The sequence below is a fragment of the Stappia indica genome, from assembly GCF_020177335.1.
GTDB classification, from domain to species: domain Bacteria; phylum Pseudomonadota; class Alphaproteobacteria; order Rhizobiales; family Stappiaceae; genus Stappia; species Stappia indica_B.
The window spans coordinates 863,311-884,360 of the sequence record NZ_JAIVMG010000001.1; the positions used below are offsets into that span (position 1 = coordinate 863,311).

18 protein-coding genes are annotated in these 21,050 nt (G+C 65.7%); 16 read left to right on the plus strand and 2 right to left on the minus strand.

What is annotated here, in order from left to right; genetic code table 11:
• Nucleotides 1–36: 36 nt before the first annotated feature.
• Genes LC062_RS03785 through LC062_RS03795 form a run of 3 tightly spaced genes read left to right on the plus strand, consistent with a single transcriptional unit; the run spans nt 37 to nt 3,454 of the window.
• Nucleotides 37–1,341: an NAD(P)/FAD-dependent oxidoreductase gene (locus LC062_RS03785; protein ID WP_224909797.1), complete on the plus strand. Its 1,305-nt coding sequence runs from the start codon at nt 37–39 to the stop codon at nt 1,339–1,341.
• Nucleotides 1,338–2,192 carry a DUF1365 domain-containing protein gene (locus LC062_RS03790; protein WP_224909665.1) on the plus strand — a complete coding sequence of 285 codons (855 nt, stop codon included), beginning with the start codon at nt 1,338–1,340 and terminating at the stop codon, nt 2,190–2,192. Before LC062_RS03785 ends, LC062_RS03790 begins: the two co-directional genes overlap by 4 nt.
• Nucleotides 2,193–2,224: 32 nt before the next feature.
• On the plus strand, nt 2,225–3,454 hold the full coding sequence (locus LC062_RS03795) for an SAM-dependent methyltransferase (protein ID WP_224909666.1): 1,230 nt from the start codon (nt 2,225–2,227) through the stop codon (nt 3,452–3,454).
• A gap of 7 nt (nt 3,455–3,461) precedes the next feature.
• Here the strand turns inward: LC062_RS03795 and LC062_RS03800 are convergent, their stop codons facing one another.
• Together LC062_RS03800 and LC062_RS03805 are read right to left on the minus strand one after the other, a co-directional pair.
• Nucleotides 3,462–4,286 (minus strand): SDR family NAD(P)-dependent oxidoreductase, encoded by an 825-nt coding sequence (locus LC062_RS03800; RefSeq protein WP_224909667.1) that lies wholly within the window; start codon nt 4,284–4,286, stop codon nt 3,462–3,464.
• Between the two features lie 55 nt (nt 4,287–4,341).
• On the minus strand, nt 4,342–4,995 hold the full coding sequence (locus LC062_RS03805; RefSeq protein WP_224909798.1) for a ChrR family anti-sigma-E factor: 654 nt from the start codon (nt 4,993–4,995) through the stop codon (nt 4,342–4,344).
• 317 nt (nt 4,996–5,312) lie between these two features.
• Here LC062_RS03805 and LC062_RS03810 point away from each other — a divergent pair, with 317 nt between their 5' ends.
• The 13 genes from LC062_RS03810 to LC062_RS03870 all read left to right on the plus strand — a co-directional run bounded on the left by LC062_RS03810 (nt 5,313) and on the right by LC062_RS03870 (nt 20,978).
• Entirely contained in the window at nt 5,313–6,353 is a 1,041-nt protein-coding gene (locus LC062_RS03810; protein ID WP_224909668.1) for a cysteine synthase A, read from the plus strand.
• Nucleotides 6,354–6,617: 264 nt separating this feature from the next.
• Nucleotides 6,618–8,096 carry a cardiolipin synthase gene (cls, locus tag LC062_RS03815; RefSeq protein ID WP_224909669.1) on the plus strand — a complete coding sequence of 493 codons (1,479 nt, stop codon included), beginning with the start codon at nt 6,618–6,620 and terminating at the stop codon, nt 8,094–8,096.
• An 83-nt stretch (nt 8,097–8,179) separates the two neighbouring features.
• Nucleotides 8,180–8,893, plus strand: a complete 714-nt coding sequence (locus LC062_RS03820; RefSeq protein ID WP_224909670.1) for an alanyl-tRNA editing protein — start codon at nt 8,180–8,182, stop codon at nt 8,891–8,893.
• Nucleotides 8,894–8,952: 59 nt separating this feature from the next.
• Nucleotides 8,953–9,795, plus strand: a complete 843-nt coding sequence (gene sseA / locus LC062_RS03825; RefSeq protein ID WP_224909671.1) for a 3-mercaptopyruvate sulfurtransferase — start codon at nt 8,953–8,955, stop codon at nt 9,793–9,795.
• Between the two features lie 148 nt (nt 9,796–9,943).
• On the plus strand, nt 9,944–11,614 hold the full coding sequence (locus LC062_RS03830) for a formate--tetrahydrofolate ligase (RefSeq protein WP_224909672.1): 1,671 nt from the start codon (nt 9,944–9,946) through the stop codon (nt 11,612–11,614).
• A gap of 557 nt (nt 11,615–12,171) precedes the next feature.
• Nucleotides 12,172–12,879 carry a corrinoid protein gene (locus tag LC062_RS03835; RefSeq protein WP_224909673.1) on the plus strand — a complete coding sequence of 236 codons (708 nt, stop codon included), beginning with the start codon at nt 12,172–12,174 and terminating at the stop codon, nt 12,877–12,879.
• Nucleotides 12,880–12,912: 33 nt separating this feature from the next.
• On the plus strand, nt 12,913–13,569 hold the full coding sequence (locus tag LC062_RS03840) for a DUF1638 domain-containing protein (protein ID WP_224909674.1): 657 nt from the start codon (nt 12,913–12,915) through the stop codon (nt 13,567–13,569).
• 80 nt (nt 13,570–13,649) lie between these two features.
• A complete protein-coding gene (gene catB, locus LC062_RS03845; protein WP_224909675.1) occupies nt 13,650–14,303 on the plus strand; it encodes a type B chloramphenicol O-acetyltransferase in 654 nt (217 codons plus the stop codon).
• Between the two features lie 240 nt (nt 14,304–14,543).
• On the plus strand, nt 14,544–14,846 hold the full coding sequence (locus LC062_RS03850) for a virulence factor (protein WP_181759197.1): 303 nt from the start codon (nt 14,544–14,546) through the stop codon (nt 14,844–14,846).
• Nucleotides 14,839–15,735 (plus strand): methylenetetrahydrofolate reductase, encoded by an 897-nt coding sequence (locus LC062_RS03855; protein WP_224909676.1) that lies wholly within the window; start codon nt 14,839–14,841, stop codon nt 15,733–15,735. Before LC062_RS03850 ends, LC062_RS03855 begins: the two co-directional genes overlap by 8 nt.
• Complete coding sequence (locus LC062_RS03860) at nt 15,732–16,688, plus strand: methyltetrahydrofolate cobalamin methyltransferase (protein ID WP_224909677.1); 957 nt, start codon at nt 15,732–15,734, stop codon at nt 16,686–16,688. Before LC062_RS03855 ends, LC062_RS03860 begins: the two co-directional genes overlap by 4 nt.
• A gap of 59 nt (nt 16,689–16,747) precedes the next feature.
• The gene (locus LC062_RS03865) at nt 16,748–18,781 is read left to right on the plus strand and encodes an ASKHA domain-containing protein (RefSeq protein ID WP_224909799.1); all 2,034 of its coding nucleotides are present in this window, start codon (nt 16,748–16,750) and stop codon (nt 18,779–18,781) included.
• Between the two features lie 583 nt (nt 18,782–19,364).
• Nucleotides 19,365–20,978, plus strand: coding sequence for a BCCT family transporter (locus tag LC062_RS03870; RefSeq protein WP_224909678.1), 1,614 nt, complete (start codon nt 19,365–19,367; stop codon nt 20,976–20,978).
• The last annotated feature ends 72 nt before the right edge of the window (nt 20,979–21,050 follow it).

A 21,050-nucleotide genomic window follows, 5' to 3' on the forward strand; every position in this document is an offset into this window, starting at 1 on the left:
GCAGAACAAAGAATGAAGGACAGGACAGGACACGACATGCGCATCGCCGTGATCGGATCGGGAATTGCCGGCAACAGTGCCGCCTGGGCGTTGAGCGGGCGTCATGAGGTGGTGCTTTACGAAAAGCGCGCCCGTGCGGGAGGTCACAGCGCCACCGTCGACATCGACCATGGTGGCGCACAGCTTTCGGTCGACACCGGTTTCATCGTCTACAACGAGTTGAACTATCCGAACCTGACGGCGCTGTTCGACCATCTCGGCGTGCGCACCCAGGCCAGCAACATGAGCTTTTCCTTTTCCCTCGACCGGGGCGTGCTGGAGTGGTCGGGCGTCAGTCTCGACACGATCTTCGGTCAGCGGCGCAACGTGGCCTCGCCCCGTTTTTTGTGGATGCTGCGCGAGATCCTGCGCTTCAACAAGCAGGCGGTCGCCGATCGCGGGGCCGGCGGTCTCGGCAATCTCACCTTGCGCGACTATCTCGACCGGCGCGGCTTTTCGCGCAGCTTCGCCAGCGACTATCTGCTGCCGATGGGCTCGGCGATCTGGTCGAGCCCGCCCGCCGACATCCTGTCCTTTCCGGCGGAGAATTTCGTCGCCTTCTTCGAGAACCACCGGCTGGTGAACACCGACCGGCCCGTCTGGCGCACTGTCTCCGGCGGCAGCCGCAGCTACGTGGAGCGGCTGATCTCACCGCTGAAGGATCGCATGCGCCTTGCCACCCCGGTTCGGCAGATCCGCCGGTCCGGCGGCAAGGTGCATGTCACCGACACGCGCGGCCATGAGGATGTGTTCGACCATGTGATCCTGGCGGCCCACACCGACCAGAGCCTTGCCATGCTGGCCGATGCCAGCCCGGCGGAGCGCGAAATTCTCGGCGCGATCCGCTACCGGCCCAACCGGGTGTACCTGCACAGCGATCCGGAGCTGATGCCGAAGCGTCGCAAGGTCTGGGCCTCTTGGAACTATCTTGCCTCCAGCGATCCGGGCGCCGCCTACCGCGATGCCTCGGTCAGCTACTGGATGAACCGGCTGCAGCACCTGCCCCAGGACAAGCCGGTGTTCGTCACCCTCAACCCGCTGGTACCGCCCCGCGAGGCGCTCACCTTCGGCAGCTACACCTTCGATCACCCGCAGTTCGACAAGGAGGCCATCGCAGCGCAAGGCGCGCTTCATCGCATCCAGGGCACCCGCAACACCTGGTTCTGCGGTGCCTGGTGCGGCCTTGGTTTCCATGAGGACGGGCTGAAGGCCGGCCTGTCGGTGGCCGATGCGCTGGGCGGGGAGATCCCCTGGCGGATCACCGAAGAGGGCATCGCCCGCACGGCGGAGGCAGCGGAATGACCCGCGCCAGATCACGCGACAGACCAGCCACCACCCGCGCGGCCAACGGTCCGCCACCGGTAGCTGCCGCGACGCTCTACCCCGGACAGGTGTTCCATGCGCGGCTGGGGGCGGTGCCGCACCGGTTTGCCTACCGGGTGTTCACCCTGTTGATCGACCTCGACCGGCTGGACGAGGCGGACGGGTTGTCACCGCTATTTTCCGTTGGCCGCAGCAATCTGATGAGTTTTCACCCCCGGGACCACGGCCCGCGCGATGGATCGCCGCTGCGGCCCCATGTGGACCGGCTGCTGGCCGCCCATGGGCTGACGGAGCGAGCGGAGCGGGTGCTGCTTTTATGTTATCCGCGCATTGCCGGCTATGTGTTCAATCCGCTGTCGGTGTATTTTGCCTATGGCCGGGACGGCGCGCTTGCCGCGCTGATCTACGAGGTGCGCAACACCTTCGGCGAGATGCACAGTTACGTGGAGCCTGTGCGGGCCGGGCAGACGGGCCCGGAAGGGGTCCGCCAGCAGCGGCGGAAGACTTTCTACGTCTCGCCCTTCCTCGATATGAATCACCTCTACAACTTTCACGTGCTCCCGCCGGGCACGGCCGTGCGGCTGCGCATTTTGCAAAGCGATGCGCATGGTCCGGCGCTGGCGGCGGCCTTTTCCGGGGCCCGGCAAGAGCTTTGCAGTCGGACCATCCTCTCACTTTGCTTGAAAATTCCGCTGATGACACTCAAAGTAACAGGCGGCATCCATTGGGAAGCCATGAAGCTCTGGTTGAAAGGCGCGCCGTTTCATTCGCCGGCAAGACGCCCGCGAGCCGACGTGCATCGCCATGTGTCATCTCCTGAGGGTCGGTAGGCCGGCCCCGGCGGTCTGACGAGGTGTGCTCCATGTCGTCTGCAATGCTCCTCACTCCCGACAATGCCCGGCAGGCCCTCGCCGGTCTGCCCCGGCTGGGCAAGCTCAGCCTGCGGGTTGCCATGGGCCTGCGCCACGGCTCGCTCGACGTCACCACGCCGGAGGGTCGGCGCTATCTGGTGCGCGGCGCCGAACCGGGCCCGGCGGCGGATGTCACCATTCATTCCTGGCGGTTTGCCCGGCGCCTGATCAGCGGTGCCGATGTCGGCGTCGGCGAAGCTTACATGGCCGGCGAATGGACCAGCTCCGACGTCACCACCTTCCTGGAGCTGTTCTGCATCAACCGGGATGCGACCGCCGACCTTTTGCGCGGCACCCGGGTCTACCGGATGATGATCCGCCTGCGCCACTGGCTCAACCGCAACACCCGCTCCGGGTCGCGGCGCAACATCTCCTCCCACTACGATTTGGGCAATGATTTCTACCGGGAATGGCTCGATCCCTCGATGACCTATTCCTCCGCCCTGTTCGAGGGCGGCATCAACGATCTGGAACAGGCGCAGCGGCGCAAATACCATTCGCTGGTGGCTGAAACGGACATTCGCCCCGATCATCATGTGCTGGAAATCGGCTGCGGCTGGGGCGGGTTTGCCGAATATGTCGCCCGCGAGGTCGGCGCCCGGGTGACCGCGCTGACGATCTCGCGCGAACAATACGACTTTGCCTGCCGGCGGATGCAGGAGAACGGTCTGACGGAAAAGGTGGAGATCAAGCTTCAGGACTACCGCGACGAGACGAGGCAATACGACCGGATCGCGTCCATCGAGATGTTCGAGGCGGTCGGCGAAAGCTACTGGCAGACCTATTTCCGGCAATTGTCCACCTGCCTGAAGGCGGGTGGCCGGGCCGGTCTGCAGATCATCACCATTCAGGACCGGTTCTTCGAGGATTACCGCAAGACGCCCGACTTCATCCAGCGGCATGTCTTTCCCGGCGGCATGCTGCCGCCCCCCGGCGCGCTGGCGGCGCTGGGCAACCACACAGGCCTTGAGCTGGCGGCACAGAAGATCTTCGGCCATGACTATGCCCGCACGCTGGAGGTCTGGCGCCAGCGTTTCCGCGATGCCTGGCCGCGCATCCGCCCGCTGGGGTTCGATGAACGGTTCAAGCGGCTCTGGGAGTTCTACTTCCATTATTGCGAGGCCGGGTTCCGCTCCGGCAACATCGACGTCCGGCAGATGATCTATGTGAAGGCGCCCTGAGCAAAGCCTATCCGCTCCCGTCGACCTTCTTCCCGCGCCAGCCGGTGGCGCGGGAGACCAGCGCAAAATAGAGCCGATAGGGCAAGAGCCGCAGCAGTTTCAACTGGAAGACGAAGCGCCGGGGAAAGGAGACTTCGAAGCTTCGGCCCCTAGTCACCCCGGCCTCGATGCGGGTCGCGGCCGCCTCGACCGCCATCAGATGCGGCATCGGGAACGGGTTCCTGCGCGTCGCAGGCGTGTCGACGAAGCCGGGCGCTATCACCTGGATCGCGATGCCCAGCCGGTCGAGATCGAATTTCAGGGATTCGGCCAGGTTGATCAGCCCGGCCTTGGTCGCGCCATAGGCGGCGGAGGTCGGCAGGCCGCGATAGCCGGCGACCGAGGCGACAAGGGCAATCCGCCCGCGCCGGCGCGGCCGCATCGCCACGATGACCGGCACCAGCGTGTTGACCGTGCCGCCGAGATTGACCGAGAAAGACGCATGGAACGGCTCGACCGAAAGCCTCGTGCCATCCACCGGCAGATAGACCCCGGCGTTGAGCACCGCGAGCGCAATCGGCCCGGCCTCATGCTCGATCCGGCGCACCAGTTCGGCCATGGCGTCCGGCTCGGTCACATCGCCGGGAAAGGGCAGGATCGCGCCGGCGCTCTCCGCCACGCCCCGCGCCAGCCTCTCCAGTTCATCAGCGGACCGGGCCGTCACCGCGACCTGCCAACCGCTGGCGGCCAGCCGCAGGGCCAGCGCCCGGCCGATGCCCGAGCTTGCGCCGGTGACAAAGGCGGTGCCGTCCGTCGGCGAAAGGGGCAGATGCAGCGGGGATTTCTCGGCCATGGTGCTTGCGCGCTCCCGCGTGTTCTGGCGCCAGCGGCAGGGCCTTCGGCGGGGATCAGCCGCGCATGAAGGGGGCGAATAACCGTCCGATTGGCCCGGTCAGGCGCAGCGCCCCTTCGGTCACCGCGAAACAGATGCAATCCTCATCGTCATCGGCAACCGGCCGGTGATCGACCTCGTCATCCGCATAGGCGATGTCGCCGCGCACATAATGTCCGTGCTGATCGCGAAAACCGCCCTCCAGCACCAGCGTCAGCTCGGTGCCGTGATGGGTATGGGTCGGCATCGCCTGGCCGGCGCGGATCCACAGGAGGCTCGCCTTGCAGCCATCGATCTCGCCCATGCGATATTCGCGCAAACCGGGGAGAAGGGTCTTCCACGGCAGGTCGGAAACATCCTTGCCGATGTAATCGTAAAGCGGGGCCGGCAGCCGGGTTTTCGGGGCCGGATGGGGGACTGGCGCCGGTTCCGGTGCGGGATCGGCGTCCAGTGCGAAGATCGCCGCAAGCCGGGCCTCCCGGTCGCTGATCGCCACCGGCTCCAGGTCTTCCAGCATCTGACCGCCGGCGGCTTCCAGATCGCGCACGAAGGCGCGGCTGTCGGTCGACAGATCGAGATGACAGCGCACCAGCACCCGGGCCGGCTCCGCCAGGCTGCCGGCGACATATCCCGCCAGCAACGCATCCACCTGTTGCCTGTCCTCTTCCATTGCCGTCACTGCTCTTGTTCCCGCGCTCTGGCCTCTACCGCGACCGGTGCCGACCGGACCGCTCCGGCTCGTCAGTGATACGCCGCGACGCTTCTACCGGATCATCGCAAAAAAGCCTGAGGGACAAAATAGGCAAGCAGGCTGGAATCATCATCCAATTTTTCGAAAAACTGCGCAGAAGATTTTCAATTCTGCCCTGCAGACGCAAAGCGTTTCGGCTTGATGCGCATTGCCGCTCCCCCTAGGCTCGATCCTCAAATGCACAACGCCCGCGCGCACCGTGCCCCTTCCTTGTTCCTATGAAAGCGACCTGACCCATGAGCATCAAGATGTCGGTAGTCGAGGCCATCGGCAACACGCCCCTCATCCGGCTGAACCGCGCTTCCGAGCTGACCGGATGCGAGATCTACGGCAAGGCGGAGTTCATGAACCCGGGCCAGTCGGTCAAGGACCGGGCGGCGCTGTTCATCATCCGCGATGCCATCGAGCGGGGCACCTTGCGCCCGGGCGGCGTGATCGTCGAGGGCACGGCTGGCAACACCGGCATCGGCCTGGCGCTGGTCGGGAATGCGCTCGGCTTCCGCTCGGTGATCGTCATTCCGGAAACCCAGAGCCAGGAAAAGAAGGACATGCTGCGGCTTGCCGGCGCGGAGCTGGTGGAAGTCCCGGCGGTGCCCTATCGCAATCCGAACAACTACGTGAAGGTCTCCGGACGGCTGGCCGAGCAACTGGCCAAAACCGAGGAAAACGGTGCCATCTGGGCCAACCAGTTCGACAACACCGCCAACCGGCGCGCCCATATCGAGACCACCGGCCCGGAAATCTTCGACCAGACCGATGGCAAGGTCGACGGCTTCATCTGCGCGGTCGGCTCCGGCGGCACCCTGGCCGGGGTCGGCATGGCCCTGAAGGAGCGCAATCCGTCGATCAAGATCGGCATCGCCGACCCGATGGGCGCGGCCCTTTACAACTACTACGCCCACGGCGAGTTGAAGGCGGAAGGCTCGTCGATCTCCGAAGGCATCGGCCAGGGACGGATCACCGCCAATCTGGAAGACGCGCCGGTGGATCTTGCCTATCAGATCCCCGATGAGGAAGCGCTGCCGGTGGTGTTCGACCTTTTGGAGCACGAGGGCCTGTGCATGGGCGCCTCCACCGGCGTCAATGTCGCCGGCGCGATCCGCATGGCCCGGGACCTCGGCCCCGGCCACACCATCGTGACGATCCTGTGCGACTACGGCACCCGCTATCAGTCCAAGCTGTTCAACCCGGAGTTCCTGCGCTCCAAAGCGCTGCCGGTGCCCGGCTGGCTGGAGCGGCGGAGCAACATCTCCGTTCCGTTCGAGAAGGTGGACTGACCGCCCTTTTCCGGCTGCGAGCCTTGGTGTCGGGCGGTTCGGCGCCCGCATCTTTGCTTCGGAAATTCGGCAACCTCAGCTATAACCCGGGTCAGATGAAACCTGTGCCTGTCGCTCCCGCAGCGGCAGGCACGGACCGGAAAGTCATTGTGATAGCAGCCATTTCGACAGCCACGGCGCATCCGCGCACCATGACCACGCCCCGCCTCCGAAAGGACGCAGGGCAGGCGTTTTGCCTCTCCCGCCGCAGCCGGAGCCAGGCCCATGCCGACTGATCCCGGTATCGATCTGGTGGCACGCGACGTTGGCTTCGTCGAGACGCTGATCGCCAACCTGCCGATCATCGCCGCCCTCACCCTGGCGCTCTATACGCTCGCCGCCGTCTGCGCGGTCCGCGAGGTGCTGTATTCGCGCACCTCGCAAGGCTCGATCGCCTGGCTGTTGTCGCTGTTGTTCCTGCCCTTCCCCACCGGGTTTCTCTATCTGGTGTTCGGCTGGAAGCGGTTCGAGGAATATGCCGAGATCCACGCCTATGCCGGCCGCGAGACCCGCGCCGCCCGGGCGCGGGACATGCATCTCGCCGACATGACCACCAGCACGAGTTGGCCGGTGCTGACCCGGATCGCCCAGATCCCGTTCCTTGCCGGCAACACCGCCGATCTGCTGATCGACGGCCCGGACACCTTCGCCTCGATACTGGAGGGGATCGCCGCCGCGCGGCGCGAGGTGCTGGTACAGTTCTTCATCATCCGCGACGACGAGCTTGGCAACCAGCTTGCCGACTGCCTGATCGAACGGGCCAGCGCCGGCGTGCCGATCCGCCTGCTTTACGACGATGTGGGCAGCAAGAGCCTGTCCCGGCGCTACATCCGCCGGCTGGTCGAGGCCGGGGTCAAGGTCTCCGCCTTCAACGAGCGGCACAAGCTGCTGCGGCTGACCGGTCCGATGCGGCTCAACTACCGCAATCACCGCAAGATCGTCGTCGTCGACGGCATAACGGCCTGGGTCGGCGGCCACAACGTCGGCGATGAATATGTCGGCCGCTCGCCCGCTTTCGGTCACTGGCGCGACACCCATGTCAAGGTCAGCGGCCCGGCGGCGATCGGCTGCGCGCTGGCGTTCTGCGAAGACTGGCACTGGGCAACCGGCGCGCCGATGACCCCGTACCTGCCCGACCCGGTGCCGCAGCCGGGCGATGAGCCGGTGCTGGTCATGCCGACCGGACCGGCGGACACGTTCGAGGATTGCGCCATCGCCTTTTCCGAGGTGATCGCCCGGGCGCGCAAGCGGCTGTGGATCGTCAGCCCCTATTTCGTGCCGGAGGAGAGCATGCAGACCGCACTGCTGGCGGCGGCGATGCGCGGGGTGGATATCCGTATCCTGTTGCCGGAGAAGGCCGACCACCGGCTGGTGTGGCTGGCGAGCTACGCCCATGCCGATGACATGGTCGCGCAAGGCATCAAGGTCTACCGCTACAAGGCCGGCTTCCTGCACCAGAAGGTCATTCTCGTCGATGACGAGATCGCCGGCATCGGCACGGTGAATTTCGACGCCCGCTCCTTCCGCATCAACTTCGAGGTCACCCTGTGGTTCACCCATCAACGGATGATCGAAGCCGTGGACGCCATGCTGGCACGCGACTTTGCCGAAGCGCGGGCAACCACGAGCTCGGACCTGTCGTCACGTTCCTACGCCTTCCGCCTTGTCGCTCAGGCGGCGCGGCTGTTCTCGCCAATCCTGTGAGCGGGGACGCGCGCCACGGTTGATTGCCCGCAATGATCGGCTAGGCTTGCCGGCGCTATCAGGAATCGTATGCGAGGATGCCCATGACCGATCTGCTGTTTCGCGAAGATGCCTACCTGCGCAGTTGCGAGGCGGCGGTCATCGGCGTCAACGACCGGGGCGGGCTGCTGCTCGACCGCACGGTGTTCTATGCCACCGGCGGCGGTCAGCCGGGCGACAGCGGCCATCTGGAGCTGGAGGACGGGACGCAGATCCCCCTCGCGACCACCGTTTATGACGCGGAGCGGCAGATCGTCCATGTGCCGGCGGAAGGGGCAAGCCTGCCCGCGCCCGGCACCCGGGTGACCGCCCATCTGGACTGGGCCCGCCGCTACCGGCTGATGCGGGTGCACACCGCGCTTCATCTCCTGTCCGTCGTCCTGCCCTTCCCCGTCACCGGCGGCCAGATTTCCGAGGGCGAAGGACGGCTCGATTTCGACATTCCCGAAGCGACCCTCGACAAGGAGGAGATCGCGGCGAAGGTCAACGAGATCGCCGCCGGCGACCATGCGGTCACCAGCGAATGGATCACCGATGAAGAGCTCCTTGCCAAGCCGGATCTGGTCAAGACCATGAGCGTCAAGCCGCCGATGGGCAGCGGCAGGGTGCGGCTGGTGCGGATCGGCACCGATATCGACCTTCAGCCCTGCGGCGGCACCCATGTCAGCCGCACCTCGGAAATCGGCCCGCTTGAGGTTACCAAGATCGAAAAGAAGGGCCGGCAGAACCGCCGTGTGCGCATCCGCCTGGCCGATTGACCCTTTGCCCCCTGGGGCACGCTCCGTTTCGTTCCTTCCCTCTCTTGCGAGTTCAGATCATGGCCACTTCCCCGCTCGTTTCCACCGAATGGCTTGCCGCCCGGCTGTCCTCCCCCGATGTTGTCGTCGTCAACGCCTGGCTGCCGCCCGTGGGCCAGCCTGATGCGCAGCCGGAATACGCGCAGGAGCATATTCCCGGCGCGATCTTCTTCGACGTCAACGCGCTCAGCGACCAGGCCAGCGACCTGCCGCACATGCTGCCGCCGGCGCATGTGTTCTCCTCGATGATGCGCAAGCTGGGCATCGGCGACGGCCAGACCATCGTCGTCTATGACGGCATGGGGCTCTATTCCGCCGCGCGGGTGTGGTGGACCTTCCGGGCGATGGGCGTGGAGCGGGTGCATGTGCTCAATGGCGGCCTGCCGAAGTGGAAGGCCGAGGGGCACCCGCTGGAGGATCTGCCGCCGGTGCCGCGCGGCGAGCGCCATTTCTCCGCCCGTCTCGACAATTCGCTGGTCGCCGATCTGGAAAAGGTGCGCCGCGCGCTGGCAAGCGGCGCCCAGGTGCTCGACGCGCGCTCGCGCAGCCGCTTCTCTGGCGCGGAAGCAGAGCCGCGCGCCGGCCTCAAGTCCGGCCACATGCCCGGCGCCCGCAACCTGCCCTTCACCGAGTTGCTGGAGGGCGGCTGCCTGCGCCCGGCGGTCGAACTGTCGGCCGCCTTCGATGCGGCCGGCATCGACCGGGGCAAGCCGGTGATCACCACCTGCGGCTCCGGCGTCACCGCCGCGATCCTGTCGCTGGCGCTGGCGGAGGCCGGGCAGACCAAGGCACCGGTTTATGACGGCTCCTGGAGCGAGTGGGGGGCGCATCCGGACACCGAGGTCGCCCAGGGCGACGCCTGACGTCGATTGTGGAACGAGCGCACGTCGCAATTTCTACACAACGCGGGGGGCGGCTCTTCTAGCCTCTCCCCAAGCCCGACAACGAGCCCGCGACAGGCTCGGCCAGACCTGAGGCGCAAAGACCCCGGGCGCAGGAGGAAACGGTTTCATGGCGAGTGACATTGAAATTGCACGTGCGGCCAAGATGCGGCCGATCACCGAGATCGGCGCGAAGCTCGACATTCCGCCCGAGGCGCTCGAAAGCTACGGCTCGACCAAGGCCAAGGTCAAATCCTCCTTCATCGCCGGACTGAACGGCCGGCCCGACGGCAAGCTGATCCTCGTCACCGCGATCAACCCGACACCGGCCGGCGAAGGCAAGACCACCACCACCGTGGGTCTCGGCGACGGGCTCAACCGGATCGGCAAGCGGGCGGCCATGTGCCTGCGCGAACCCTCGCTCGGCCCCTGTTTCGGCATGAAGGGCGGGGCCGCCGGCGGCGGCCATGCCCAGGTGGTGCCGATGGAGGACATCAACCTCCATTTCACCGGCGATTTTCACGCGATCACCTCCGCGCATAACCTCCTGTCGGCGCTGATCGACAACCACATCTACTGGGGCAACACACTGGAGATCGACGTGCGCCGGGTCACCTGGCGCCGGGTCATGGACATGAACGACCGGTCCTTGCGGGAGATCGTCTCCTCGCTCGGCGGTGTCGCCAACGGCTTCCCGCGCGAGGCCGGCTTTGACATCACCGTCGCCTCGGAAATCATGGCGATCCTCTGCCTCGCCACCGATCTCGCCGATCTTCAGGAACGGCTCGGCAACATCATCATCGGCTATCGCCGCGACCGCTCCGCCGTCACCGCCCGTGACCTAGAAGCGGATGGCGCTATGACCGTTCTGCTCAAGGAGGCGATGCAACCAAATCTGGTGCAGACGCTGGAAAACAACCCCGCCTTCATCCATGGCGGCCCGTTCGCCAACATCGCCCATGGCTGCAACTCGGTGATCGCCACCCGGACGGCCCTGAAGCTGGCGGACTATGTGGTGACCGAGGCGGGCTTTGGTGCCGATCTCGGCGCGGAGAAGTTCTTCGACATCAAATGCCGCAAGGCAGGCCTCTCGCCGGCCGCCGCGGTGATCGTCGCCACCATCCGCGCCCTGAAGATGAACGGCGGCGTGGGCAAGGACGCGCTTGGCGAGGAGAACGTCGAGGCACTGAAGAAGGGCTGCGCCAACCTTGGCCGGCACATCGAGAACGTCAAGCAATTCGGCGTGCCGGTGGTGGTCGCCATCAACCACTTCGTCACCGACACCGATGCCGAGGTCGAGGCGATCAAGGCCTATGCCGCCGAACAGGGCGTGGAGGCGGTGCTGTGCCAGCACTGGGCCAAGGGATCGGAAGGCACCGAGGAGCTCGCCCGCAAGGTGGTGGAACTGGTGGAGCATGACAGCGCGCAATTCGCCCCGCTCTACGAGGACGACATGCCGCTGTTCGCCAAGATCCAGACCGTGGCGCGGCGGATCTACCGGGCCGATGACGTGGCCGCCGACAAGTCGGTGCGCGACCAGTTGCACAAGTGGGAGGCGGACGGGTTCGGCCACCTGCCGGTGTGCATGGCCAAGACCCAGTATTCCTTCTCCACCGACCCGAACCTGCGCGGCGCGCCGACCGGGCATATGGTGCCGGTGCGCGAGGTGCGCCTGTCCGCCGGCGCCGGTTTCATCGTCGTCATCTGCGGTGAGATCATGACCATGCCGGGCCTGCCGAAGGTGCCCTCGGCCAACCACATCCGCCTCGATGCCGATGGGCAGATCGAAGGGCTGTTCTGACGCCAACACGCCCCCGAGGACCTCGGCAACAGGTTCGTCATCAACTCATTGCGGCGAATTCGTCTCTGATGCGGGGATCGGGGAGCCGATGGGCCTGCGTTTTCAAGGGGCTGGACCCGAGAGATCCTGGCTCCCCGATCCCGGATCTTCGCTTCGCTTCGTCCGGGAGGACGCGGAGTGTACGGCGATGGCCGGTGCAGAGAGCCCTTGCCCCATTTCTCGGCGTCCTCCCGGGCAAGCCTCAAGCGCGACCCGGGACCGGCGAGGCACAGCCTGTCGGTTCTGATGATGCTGGAAGCGCTCCGCTCTCGGCTCCCCGGTCCCGGCTCGGGGGCCGGGACGACGCGGGAGGCACGGCTTTCCTGAATCGGCAATCTGAACGGTCGGCACCCGCCGACCGTTTTCCGTTTTGCGGCCACGAGGGGACCCGGGTCGCTCCTGCGCGGCCATCTGTCGCTCCCGCGACCGCGCATGTCGCATTGGAGACACCGGCGCGGTCCGGCTGACCGCACAGTATTCGGGTAAGACCTCGCCCCTCGTGCTTGTGGAGCCCGTTGATGTCGGAAGAAGACGATCTCGATCTTGCGTCGCTTTCGGACGAAGAACTTGTCGAGCAGATGCATGACGACCTTTACGACGGTCTCAAGGACGAGATCTGCGACGGGGTCAACATCCTGCTGGAACGCGGCTGGACCCCTTACAAGGTGCTGACCGAGGCCCTGGTGGAGGGCATGCGGATCGTCGGCGTCGACTTCCGCGATGGGATCCTGTTCGTTCCCGAAGTGCTGATGTCGGCCAATGCGATGAAGGCCGGCATGGGCATCCTGCGGCCGCTCCTGGCGGAAACCGGCGCCCCGAAGATGGGCAAGATGGTGATCGGTACGGTCAAGGGCGACATCCACGACATCGGCAAGAACCTGGTGTCGATGATGATGGAAGGCGCCGGCTTCGAGGTGATCGACATCGGCATCAACAACCCGGTCGAGAACTACCTGGCGGCGCTGGAAGAGCACAAACCGGACATTCTCGGCATGTCGGCTCTCCTGACGACGACCATGCCCTATATGAAGGTGGTGATCGACGCGATGGTCGAGAAGGGCATTCGCGACGACTACATCGTCATGGTCGGCGGCGCGCCGCTGAACGAGGAGTTCGGCCAGGCGGTCGGCGCCGATGCCTACGGCCGCGACGCGGCGGTGACGGTGGAGATGGCCAAGGACCTGATCGCGCGCAAGCACAACCAACTCGCGGCGCGCACAGGGTAGGCATCCCAGGGCAAGCATCACGGGGTAAGCACAATGCCTGTCACGGCAACCCATGCGGCGGACATCCGGGGCACCGGACGGCCTCCGCATGTGGGTGTGCCCGCTCGCCCGGAAAAAGTGCTGGTGATCGCCTGCGGCGCGCTTGCCAATGAAGTTCTGGCCATCACCCGCCAGCACGGCCTCAGCCATGTGGCACTGCAATGCCTGCCGGCGCAACTGCACAACCGGCCGGAGAAGATCCCCGAGGCGGTCCGCCGGGCGATCCATGTCGCCCGCGCCCAATATGCGCGCATTCTCATCGGCTATGGCGACTGCGGCACCGGCGGCCTGCTCGACACCGTGCTGGCCGAGGAAGGGGTGGAGCGGATCGAGGGCGCCCATTGCTACGCCTTCTTCACCGGCATTGATGATTTCGAGGCGGAGATGGACCGGGAGCCGGGCACCTTCTATCTCACCGATTTTCTTGCCCGGCATTTCGATACGCTGGTCATCCGCCCGCTTGGCCTCGACACCCGGCCGGAGCTGCGCGACGCCTATTTCGGCAATTACACCCGGCTGATGTATCTGGAACAAAACGGCGATGCCGTGCTGCGGGAGAAGGCGCAGGCAGCGGCCAAACGGCTCGGGCTTTCCTACGCCCACCGGGTCACCGGCTATGGGCTGCTGGAAGAGATGCTGCGCGGCGCCTGACCCCTTCGCGTGCGCCAAACGGTTGCATTTATCGGGAATACGGGTATGAAACCGGTCTTTCGCCTGGCAGGATCGGCCACATGGAAAATCACTTCGAAAGCCCGTTCAAGGGTAGGCTCCTGAGCGAGCAGGTCACCAACCCGAACATCCTCGTTGGCCGCTACAGCTACTATTCCGGCTACTACCATGGCCATTCGTTCGACGATTGCGCCCGCTACCTGCTCCCCGACCGGAACGACGTGGACCGGCTGATCATCGGCAGTTTCTGCTCCATCGGCACCGGCGCCACCTTCATGATGGCCGGCAACCAGGGCCACCGGAACGACTGGATCTCCACCTTCCCGTTCTTCTACATGTCCGAGGAACCGGCCTTCGCGGGCGCCGAAAACGGCTACCAGCCGGCCGGCGACACGGTGGTCGGCAACGATGTGTGGATCGGCTCCGAAGCGATGATCATGCCGGGCATCCGCATCGGCGACGGGGCGATGATCGGCACGCGCGCGGTGGTGACCCGCGATGTCGCACCCTACAGCATCGTCGGTGGCAATCCGGCCCGGGAAATCCGCAAGCGCTTTGCCGATGCCGAGATCGCCCTGCTGCTGGAAATGACCTGGTGGGATTGGCCGCTGGAGCGCATCGAGCATGAAATGCCGGCGCTGTGCTCCGGCGATGTCGCCGGCGTCCATGCACGCTGGAAGGCCGCTCAGGCCGCCGCGGGCGCTGCCGCCGACTGAGGCAGCCCGCAGCCACTCCGCTCCCACGCGCCTTGCCGCCTTCCGATTGCCTGTACTCAAGTCTTCGCGAGCGAACACCAAGGGCGAGACGGCGTACGCTCGCGCCTATACAGTCGTGCCAAGAATACCCGTCCGCTCTTCTGTCGCTTTCAGGATTGCCGGTGTCGTCTGTGCACCGATGAGACCGACGCCCCAAGGCATCATGAAACCAACAGGGGACGGCGGACGGGAGCCGATCGGATGGCGCAGAAAACCATCGTCTATTGGCGGGACATCCCCGCCCAGGTGCTGATCAGGGCCGGACGGCGCACCGCCCGACGGGAACTGCCGCTCCGTTTCATCGAGGCCATCGACCGCTGTGCCATGCGGGTGGGCGCGCGCGACAGCGACGCCTATCTGGAGCAATGGCGCCGGGGCGAGGCGGAACCGGTTGGCGACGACCTGGAACAGGAAGCCGAGACCGCGCTCGCCGCTCTCGACAGCCAATACCCGCCGGAGCGGCTGAAAACGCTCATCGGCTCGGAAGGATACGAGCATGACTGATCCCCGCCTCAATGCGATCGGCCGCTTTTCCGCCTCCACGGAAATGTCACCGCGCCAGGTGCTGGAAAAGCCGGAGCTTCTCACCCTGCCGCCGAAGCTGACCCGGGTTTATCTCACCGACCTTGGCAACGTTCCCGAGGACGGCATCGTCCAGGCGGCGGTCCGCCTGCATGACGCCGGGCTGGTGCCGGTGCCGCATATGGCGGCGCGGCGCTATGACAGCCTTGCCGCCTTCGACCGGCGGCTGCGCCGTCTCGTTGGCGAAGCGGGGGTGCGCGAGGTGCTGGCGATTGCCGGGGAAACCGACACGCCCGGCCCCCTCACCTCCTCGGTCGACATGCTGGAAACCGGCCTGTTCGACGAACTGGGCATCGAGCGGATCGCCATTGCCGGCCACCCGGAGGGCGCACCGGAAATTCCCGAGGCAACGATCCGCGCCTTCCTGATGCGCAAGCATGAGCTGGCGAGCCAGAGCGATGCGCATTTTCACATCGTCACCCAGTTCGGTTTCGATCCACACAGGGTCAACCTCTGGCTCGACGAGATCGCGGCCTGGGGCAACCGCTTCCCGGTGCATATCGGCGTCGCCGGCCCGGCCAAGATCACCACATTGCTGAAATACGCCGCCTTTGCCGGGGTGGAGAACTCGCTCGCCTTTCTGAAGAAACGCGGCGGCGCGGTGGTCTCGATGCTGTCGGGATATGACCCGGAGACCATGATCGCCCCGCTGGAGGCGCGAATCCGCACCCGGCCGCAGTGCCAGCTGGAGCAGATCCACGTCTATCCCTTCGGCGGCCTGCAGAAGACCGCCCAATGGCTTCTCGAACGCGGGAGCTGGTCTTTTCAGCCCCCGCACACCCGGTCCAACTCCATTGAGGTAGCCCAATGACAAGAACGCTCGTCGCATCGGCGACACGGGAAATCGTGATCGGTTTCGACCAGCCCTTCTGCGTGATCGGCGAGCGGATCAACCCGACCGGCCGCAAGAAACTCGCCGCCGAGATGAACGCGGGCGATTTCTCCACCGTGGAAAAGGACGTCCTGGCGCAGGTTGCCGCCGGGGCCACCATGCTGGATGTCAACGCCGGGGTCACCGCCGTCAACCCGAACGAGACCGAGCCGCCGCTGCTGGTGAAGACGCTGGAGATCGTGCAGTCGCTCACCGATGTGCCGCTGTCGATCGACAGTTCGGTCACCGCGGCGATCGAGGCCGGGCTCCAGGTTGCCAAGGGGCGACCGCTGGTCAACTCGGTCACCGGCGAGACGGAAAAGCTCGAAGCGATCCTGCCGCTCATCAAGAAATACGATGTACCGGTGGTCGCCATTTCCAACGATGAGACCGGCATTTCCGAAGACCCGGACGTGCGCTTCGAGGTGGCGCGCAAGATCGTCCAGCACGCGGCCGACTATGGCATTCCGGCCCATGACATCGTGGTCGATCCGCTGGTGATGCCGATCGGGGCGATGGGCACGGCCGGACAGCAGGTGTTCAAGCTGTTGCGACGGCTGCGCGAGGAACTCAAGGTCAACACCACCTGCGGCCTGTCCAACATCTCCTTCGGCCTGCCGCACCGGCACGGCATCAACGCCGCCTTCATCCCGATGGTGATCGCCGCCGGCATGACCAGCGCGATCATGAACCCCTGCCGGCCGCAGGAGATGGAGGCGGTGCGCGGCGCCAATGTGCTGACCGGCGCCGATCCGAACTGCTCCGAATGGATCATGACCTACCGCGACCACAAGCCGGCGGGAGCTGCGGCAGCGGCGGCACCGGCAAGCGGAGACAGCGGCGCCGGACGGCGGCGCGGCGGCCGCGAGGGCCGACGGCGCGCCGGGGCGTGAGGGCTCCTTGGACGACACGCAAGACGGTCGGCATCGACACGGAGGGAAATGACGGCATCATGGCGGGGGATGGGAAACGGGCACGGGTCGTGTTTCAACCAAGCGGCCGGCGCGGGGAATTTCCCATCGGCACGCCACTGCTCGATGCCGCCCGGTCGCTCGGGGTCTATGTGGAGTCCGTTTGCGGCGGGCGCGGCATCTGTGGCCGCTGCCAGATTTCCGTGTCGGAAGGTCGCTTCGCCAAGGAGAAGATCGACAGCGCCGCCGATCATCTTGGCCCGGCAACCGAGGCGGAGGCGCGCTACGCGGCCTTGCGTGACCTTGCGCGCGACCGGCGCCTGTCCTGTCAGGCGACCATCGAAGGCGATCTGGTGGTCGATGTGCCCGTCGATGCACAAACCAACCGCCAGGTGGTGCGCAAGCGCGCGGAAAACGTCGATGTGACACCGGACAGCGCCATCACTCTGGTGACGGCCCGTGTCGCGGAGCCGGACATGGAAACCCCACTGGGCGATGCCGACCGGATGCGCCGGGCGCTCGCCATCGCCGCCGGCCTGCCGCGCCTTGCTCTCGATCCATCCCTGCTGGCCGGGGTGCAGAAGCTCCTGCGCGAGGCCGATTGGCAGGTCACCGCCGCCATCTGGCAGGATGACGACGCCCCGCCGCGCATTGTCGCCCTGTGGCCCGGCGAGAAGCAGCACGTCTATGGACTTGCCGTCGATATCGGCTCCACCACCATCGCCGCGCATCTGTGCGATCTGCAAAGTGGCCGTACCGTAACCTCCGCCGGCACCTCCAATCCGCAGATCCGCTTCGGCGAGGACCTGATGTCGCGGGTCTCCTACATCCAGATGAACCCGGACAAGCTGCCGGATCTGGTGCGCACCGTCCGCGAGGCCGTGAACGCGCTGATCGCCAAGCTGGTCGCCGATGTCGGCGCGCAGCGCTCCGACGTGCTCGACGCGGTGATCGTCGGCAATCCGATCATGCATCACCTTTTCCTCGGCATCGACCCGACCGAGCTGGGCGGCGCCCCCTTCGCGCTGGCGGTCTCCGAGGCGGTGCACACCACGGCAACCGCCCTCGGACTGGAGCTGAACCCGGGCGCGCGCGCCTATCTGCTCCCCTGCATCGCCGGCCATGTGGGGGCGGACGCCGCTGCGGCCACCCTGTCGGTGCGCCCGTTCGACAGCGATGCCATGACCCTTCTTGTCGATATCGGCACCAATGCGGAGATCGTCCTCGGCGACCGGCACCGGCTGCTTGCGGCCAGTTCGCCGACCGGCCCGGCCTTCGAGGGCGCGGAAATCTCCTGCGGCCAGCGGGCAGCGCCGGGCGCCATCGAGCGCATCCGCATTGACCCGGAAACGCTGGAGCCGCGCTACAAGGTGATCGGTCTCGACCAGTGGTCGGACGATCCGGAGTTTGCCGAGGTGCGCGATCAGGTTGGCGTCACCGGGCTGTGTGGTTCGGGCATCATTGAGGCGGTGGCGGAACTCTACCTGGCCGGCGTCGTTACCAGCGACGGGCTGATCGATGGAACGCTGGCGGAAAGATCGCCGCGCGTCGTCCAGAAGGGCCGGACATTCGCCTATGTGATCGCCGATGACGAGATCGAACTGACGATCCGGCAGACCGATATCCGCGCGATCCAGCTTGCCAAGGCCGCGCTCTACGCCGGGGTCAAGCTGCTGCTCGACAAGCTGGGCGAGCCGGAAATCCAGCGCATTCGCCTCGCCGGAGCCTTCGGCAGCTACATCGACACCAAATACGCGATGGTTCTGGGGCTGATCCCCGATTGCGACCTGTCGGAGGTCACAAGCGTCGGCAATGCCGCCGGCACCGGCGCCCGGCTGGCGCTGCTCAGCCGCGCCCAGCGCCGGCAGATCGAACAGGTGGTGCGCGACATCGAGAAGATCGAAACCGCGCTGGAGCCGAAGTTCCAGGAGCATTTCGTCAACGCGATGGCCTTCCCCAACAAGCGCGATCCCTTCCCGAAACTGCGGGCGGCGGTCGCCCTGCCGGAACAAAAGACCGCTGAGCCCCAGGCGGGTCCGGATGGCGACCGCCGACGCCGCCGGCGGCGGGGATAGGCCGGACAGCTTTTGCGGGCAACAGCAGGGCGCTCCAATGACGTTTCGTCAAGCTGACCGGCGAAGCGCGCGCCCGGAACGGCACTGGACTCCCGCGTCGTCCCGGCCCCCGAGCCGGGACCGGAGAGCCTGAAGACCAACGCTTCCGGCGCAAGACAAGCCGTGCCTCCCCGATCCCGGGTCGCGCTGGCGCTTGCCCGGGAGGACGCGGAGGGTGGGGCGATCTGCAGAGGAGAGCAGCCCTTGCCCCATTTCATGGCGCCCTGGCGGCGCCATTTTCTTTTCCGGCGCCTGATCGACCGCAAGCGATGGACGATCCACGACCACGCGTCGGCATGCCGGAGCGCCTCTTCGCTCGTGCACACTAAAATTGCGGCGGAGGGGTGACCGAAACAAGGCATGTCTGGTACACCCGCGCTCATGCTATCATCCGTCAAAGTCTTTCAGCGCCGCATTCAGAACAATGCCCTTCGCTTGTGAGACGCCCGACCTGTTGACGGAGCTGCGACATCAGTGAAACCCTGATGAAACAACCATCGCAATCCATCACGAACTTACGGAACTGAACCGAGGGGGGAATCCCATGTCTTCCGACGAAACAAGTTCTGAAATCGAAACGGATTATGAAGTCGGTCAGGACAATATCCAGATACTTGGCCTCGACATTCACAATCCGGTTTTCGCGATTTCCGCTCTCCTGATCATTGCCTTCGTCCTGTTGACGTTGATGTTCCAGGAAGGCGCGGAGGCCTTCTTCGGCTGGCTGCGCCCCTGGCTGACGACCCAGTTCCACTGGGTCTTCGTCATCGGCGCCAATATCTTCGTGATATTCTGCCTTTATCTGATCGTCTCGCCTTACGGAAAGCTCAGGATCGGCGGCGAGGACGCAACGCCCGACTATTCCTATACAGGCTGGTTCGCGATGCTGTTCGCCGCCGGCATGGGCATCGGCCTGATGTTCTTCGGCGTGTCGGAACCGATCTCCCACTTCTCCTCCTCCTTCGCCGACAATGCCGGCACGGCGGAAAGCTGGGCTCCGCTCGGCGGCGCGGCGGGCGACGCGGAAGCGGCGCGGCGGCTCGGCATGGCGGCAACGATCTTCCACTGGGGTCTCCACCCCTGGGCGATCTACGCGGTGGTGGCGCTGTCGCTGGCGTTCTTTTCCTACTCCTGCGGCCTGCCGCTGACCATCCGTTCCTCATTCTATCCGATCCTCGGCGAACGGGTCTGGGGCTGGCCGGGTCACATCATCGACGTGCTGGCGGTGTTCGCCACCCTGTTCGGTCTTGCCACCTCGCTCGGCTTCGGTGCGGAACAGGCGCTCGCCGGCCTTAACTATCTGTTCGGCGTTCCGATCAACGATCCGATCAAGGTCGGGCTGATCATCGGCATCACCGCCGTCGCGCTGCTATCCGTCGTCGCCGGCCTCGATGCGGGGGTGAAGCGGCTCAGCGAGCTCAACATGGCGCTGGCCACCCTGCTCCTGCTGTTCATCATTCTCGTTGGCCCGACGATGGCGATCCTCACCGGGTTCTTCGGCAACCTGGCCGCCTACTTGCGCGAGTTGCCGGCGCTCAGCAATTTCATCGGCCGCAGCGACCAGAATTTCTACACCGGCTGGACCACCTTCTACTGGGCCTGGTGGATGTCCTGGTCGCCCTTCGTCGGCATGTTCATCGCCCGGGTCTCGCGCGGCCGCACGGTGCGTGAATTCCTGACCTGCGTGCTGCTGATCCCCTCGCTGGTCTGCGTGTTGTGGATGACCGCCTTCGGCGGCACCGCCATCACCCAGATCGTCCGGGATGGCTTCATGGAAGTCACCAATGCCGACTTGCCGGTCAAGATGTTCATCATGTTCGGCGAATTGCCGCTGGCGCAGGTCACCTCGTTCATCGGCATCGTCCTGGTGATCGTCTTCTTCGTCACCTCCTCCGACAGCGGGTCGCTGGTGATCGACACCATCACCGCCGGCGGTAAGGTAGATGCGCCAATGCCGCAGCGCGTGTTCTGGGCCACCTTCGAGGGGCTCGTTGCCATCGCCCTGCTGCTCGGCGGCGGGTTGGCTTCGCTGCAAGCGGCGGCGATCGCCACCGGCTTCCCCTTCGCCTTCGTGCTCTTGGCCATGTGCGTGTGCCTGCAGATGGGGCTGAACAATGAGCTGGCCGCGTACAAGGCCCGCCAGGCGGCCGCCTCCTGAGGCGGTCACCTGCCCCCCTGAGGAGAACAAGAAACGGCGCCGGCATGGATCGCATGCCGGCGCCGTCTTTCG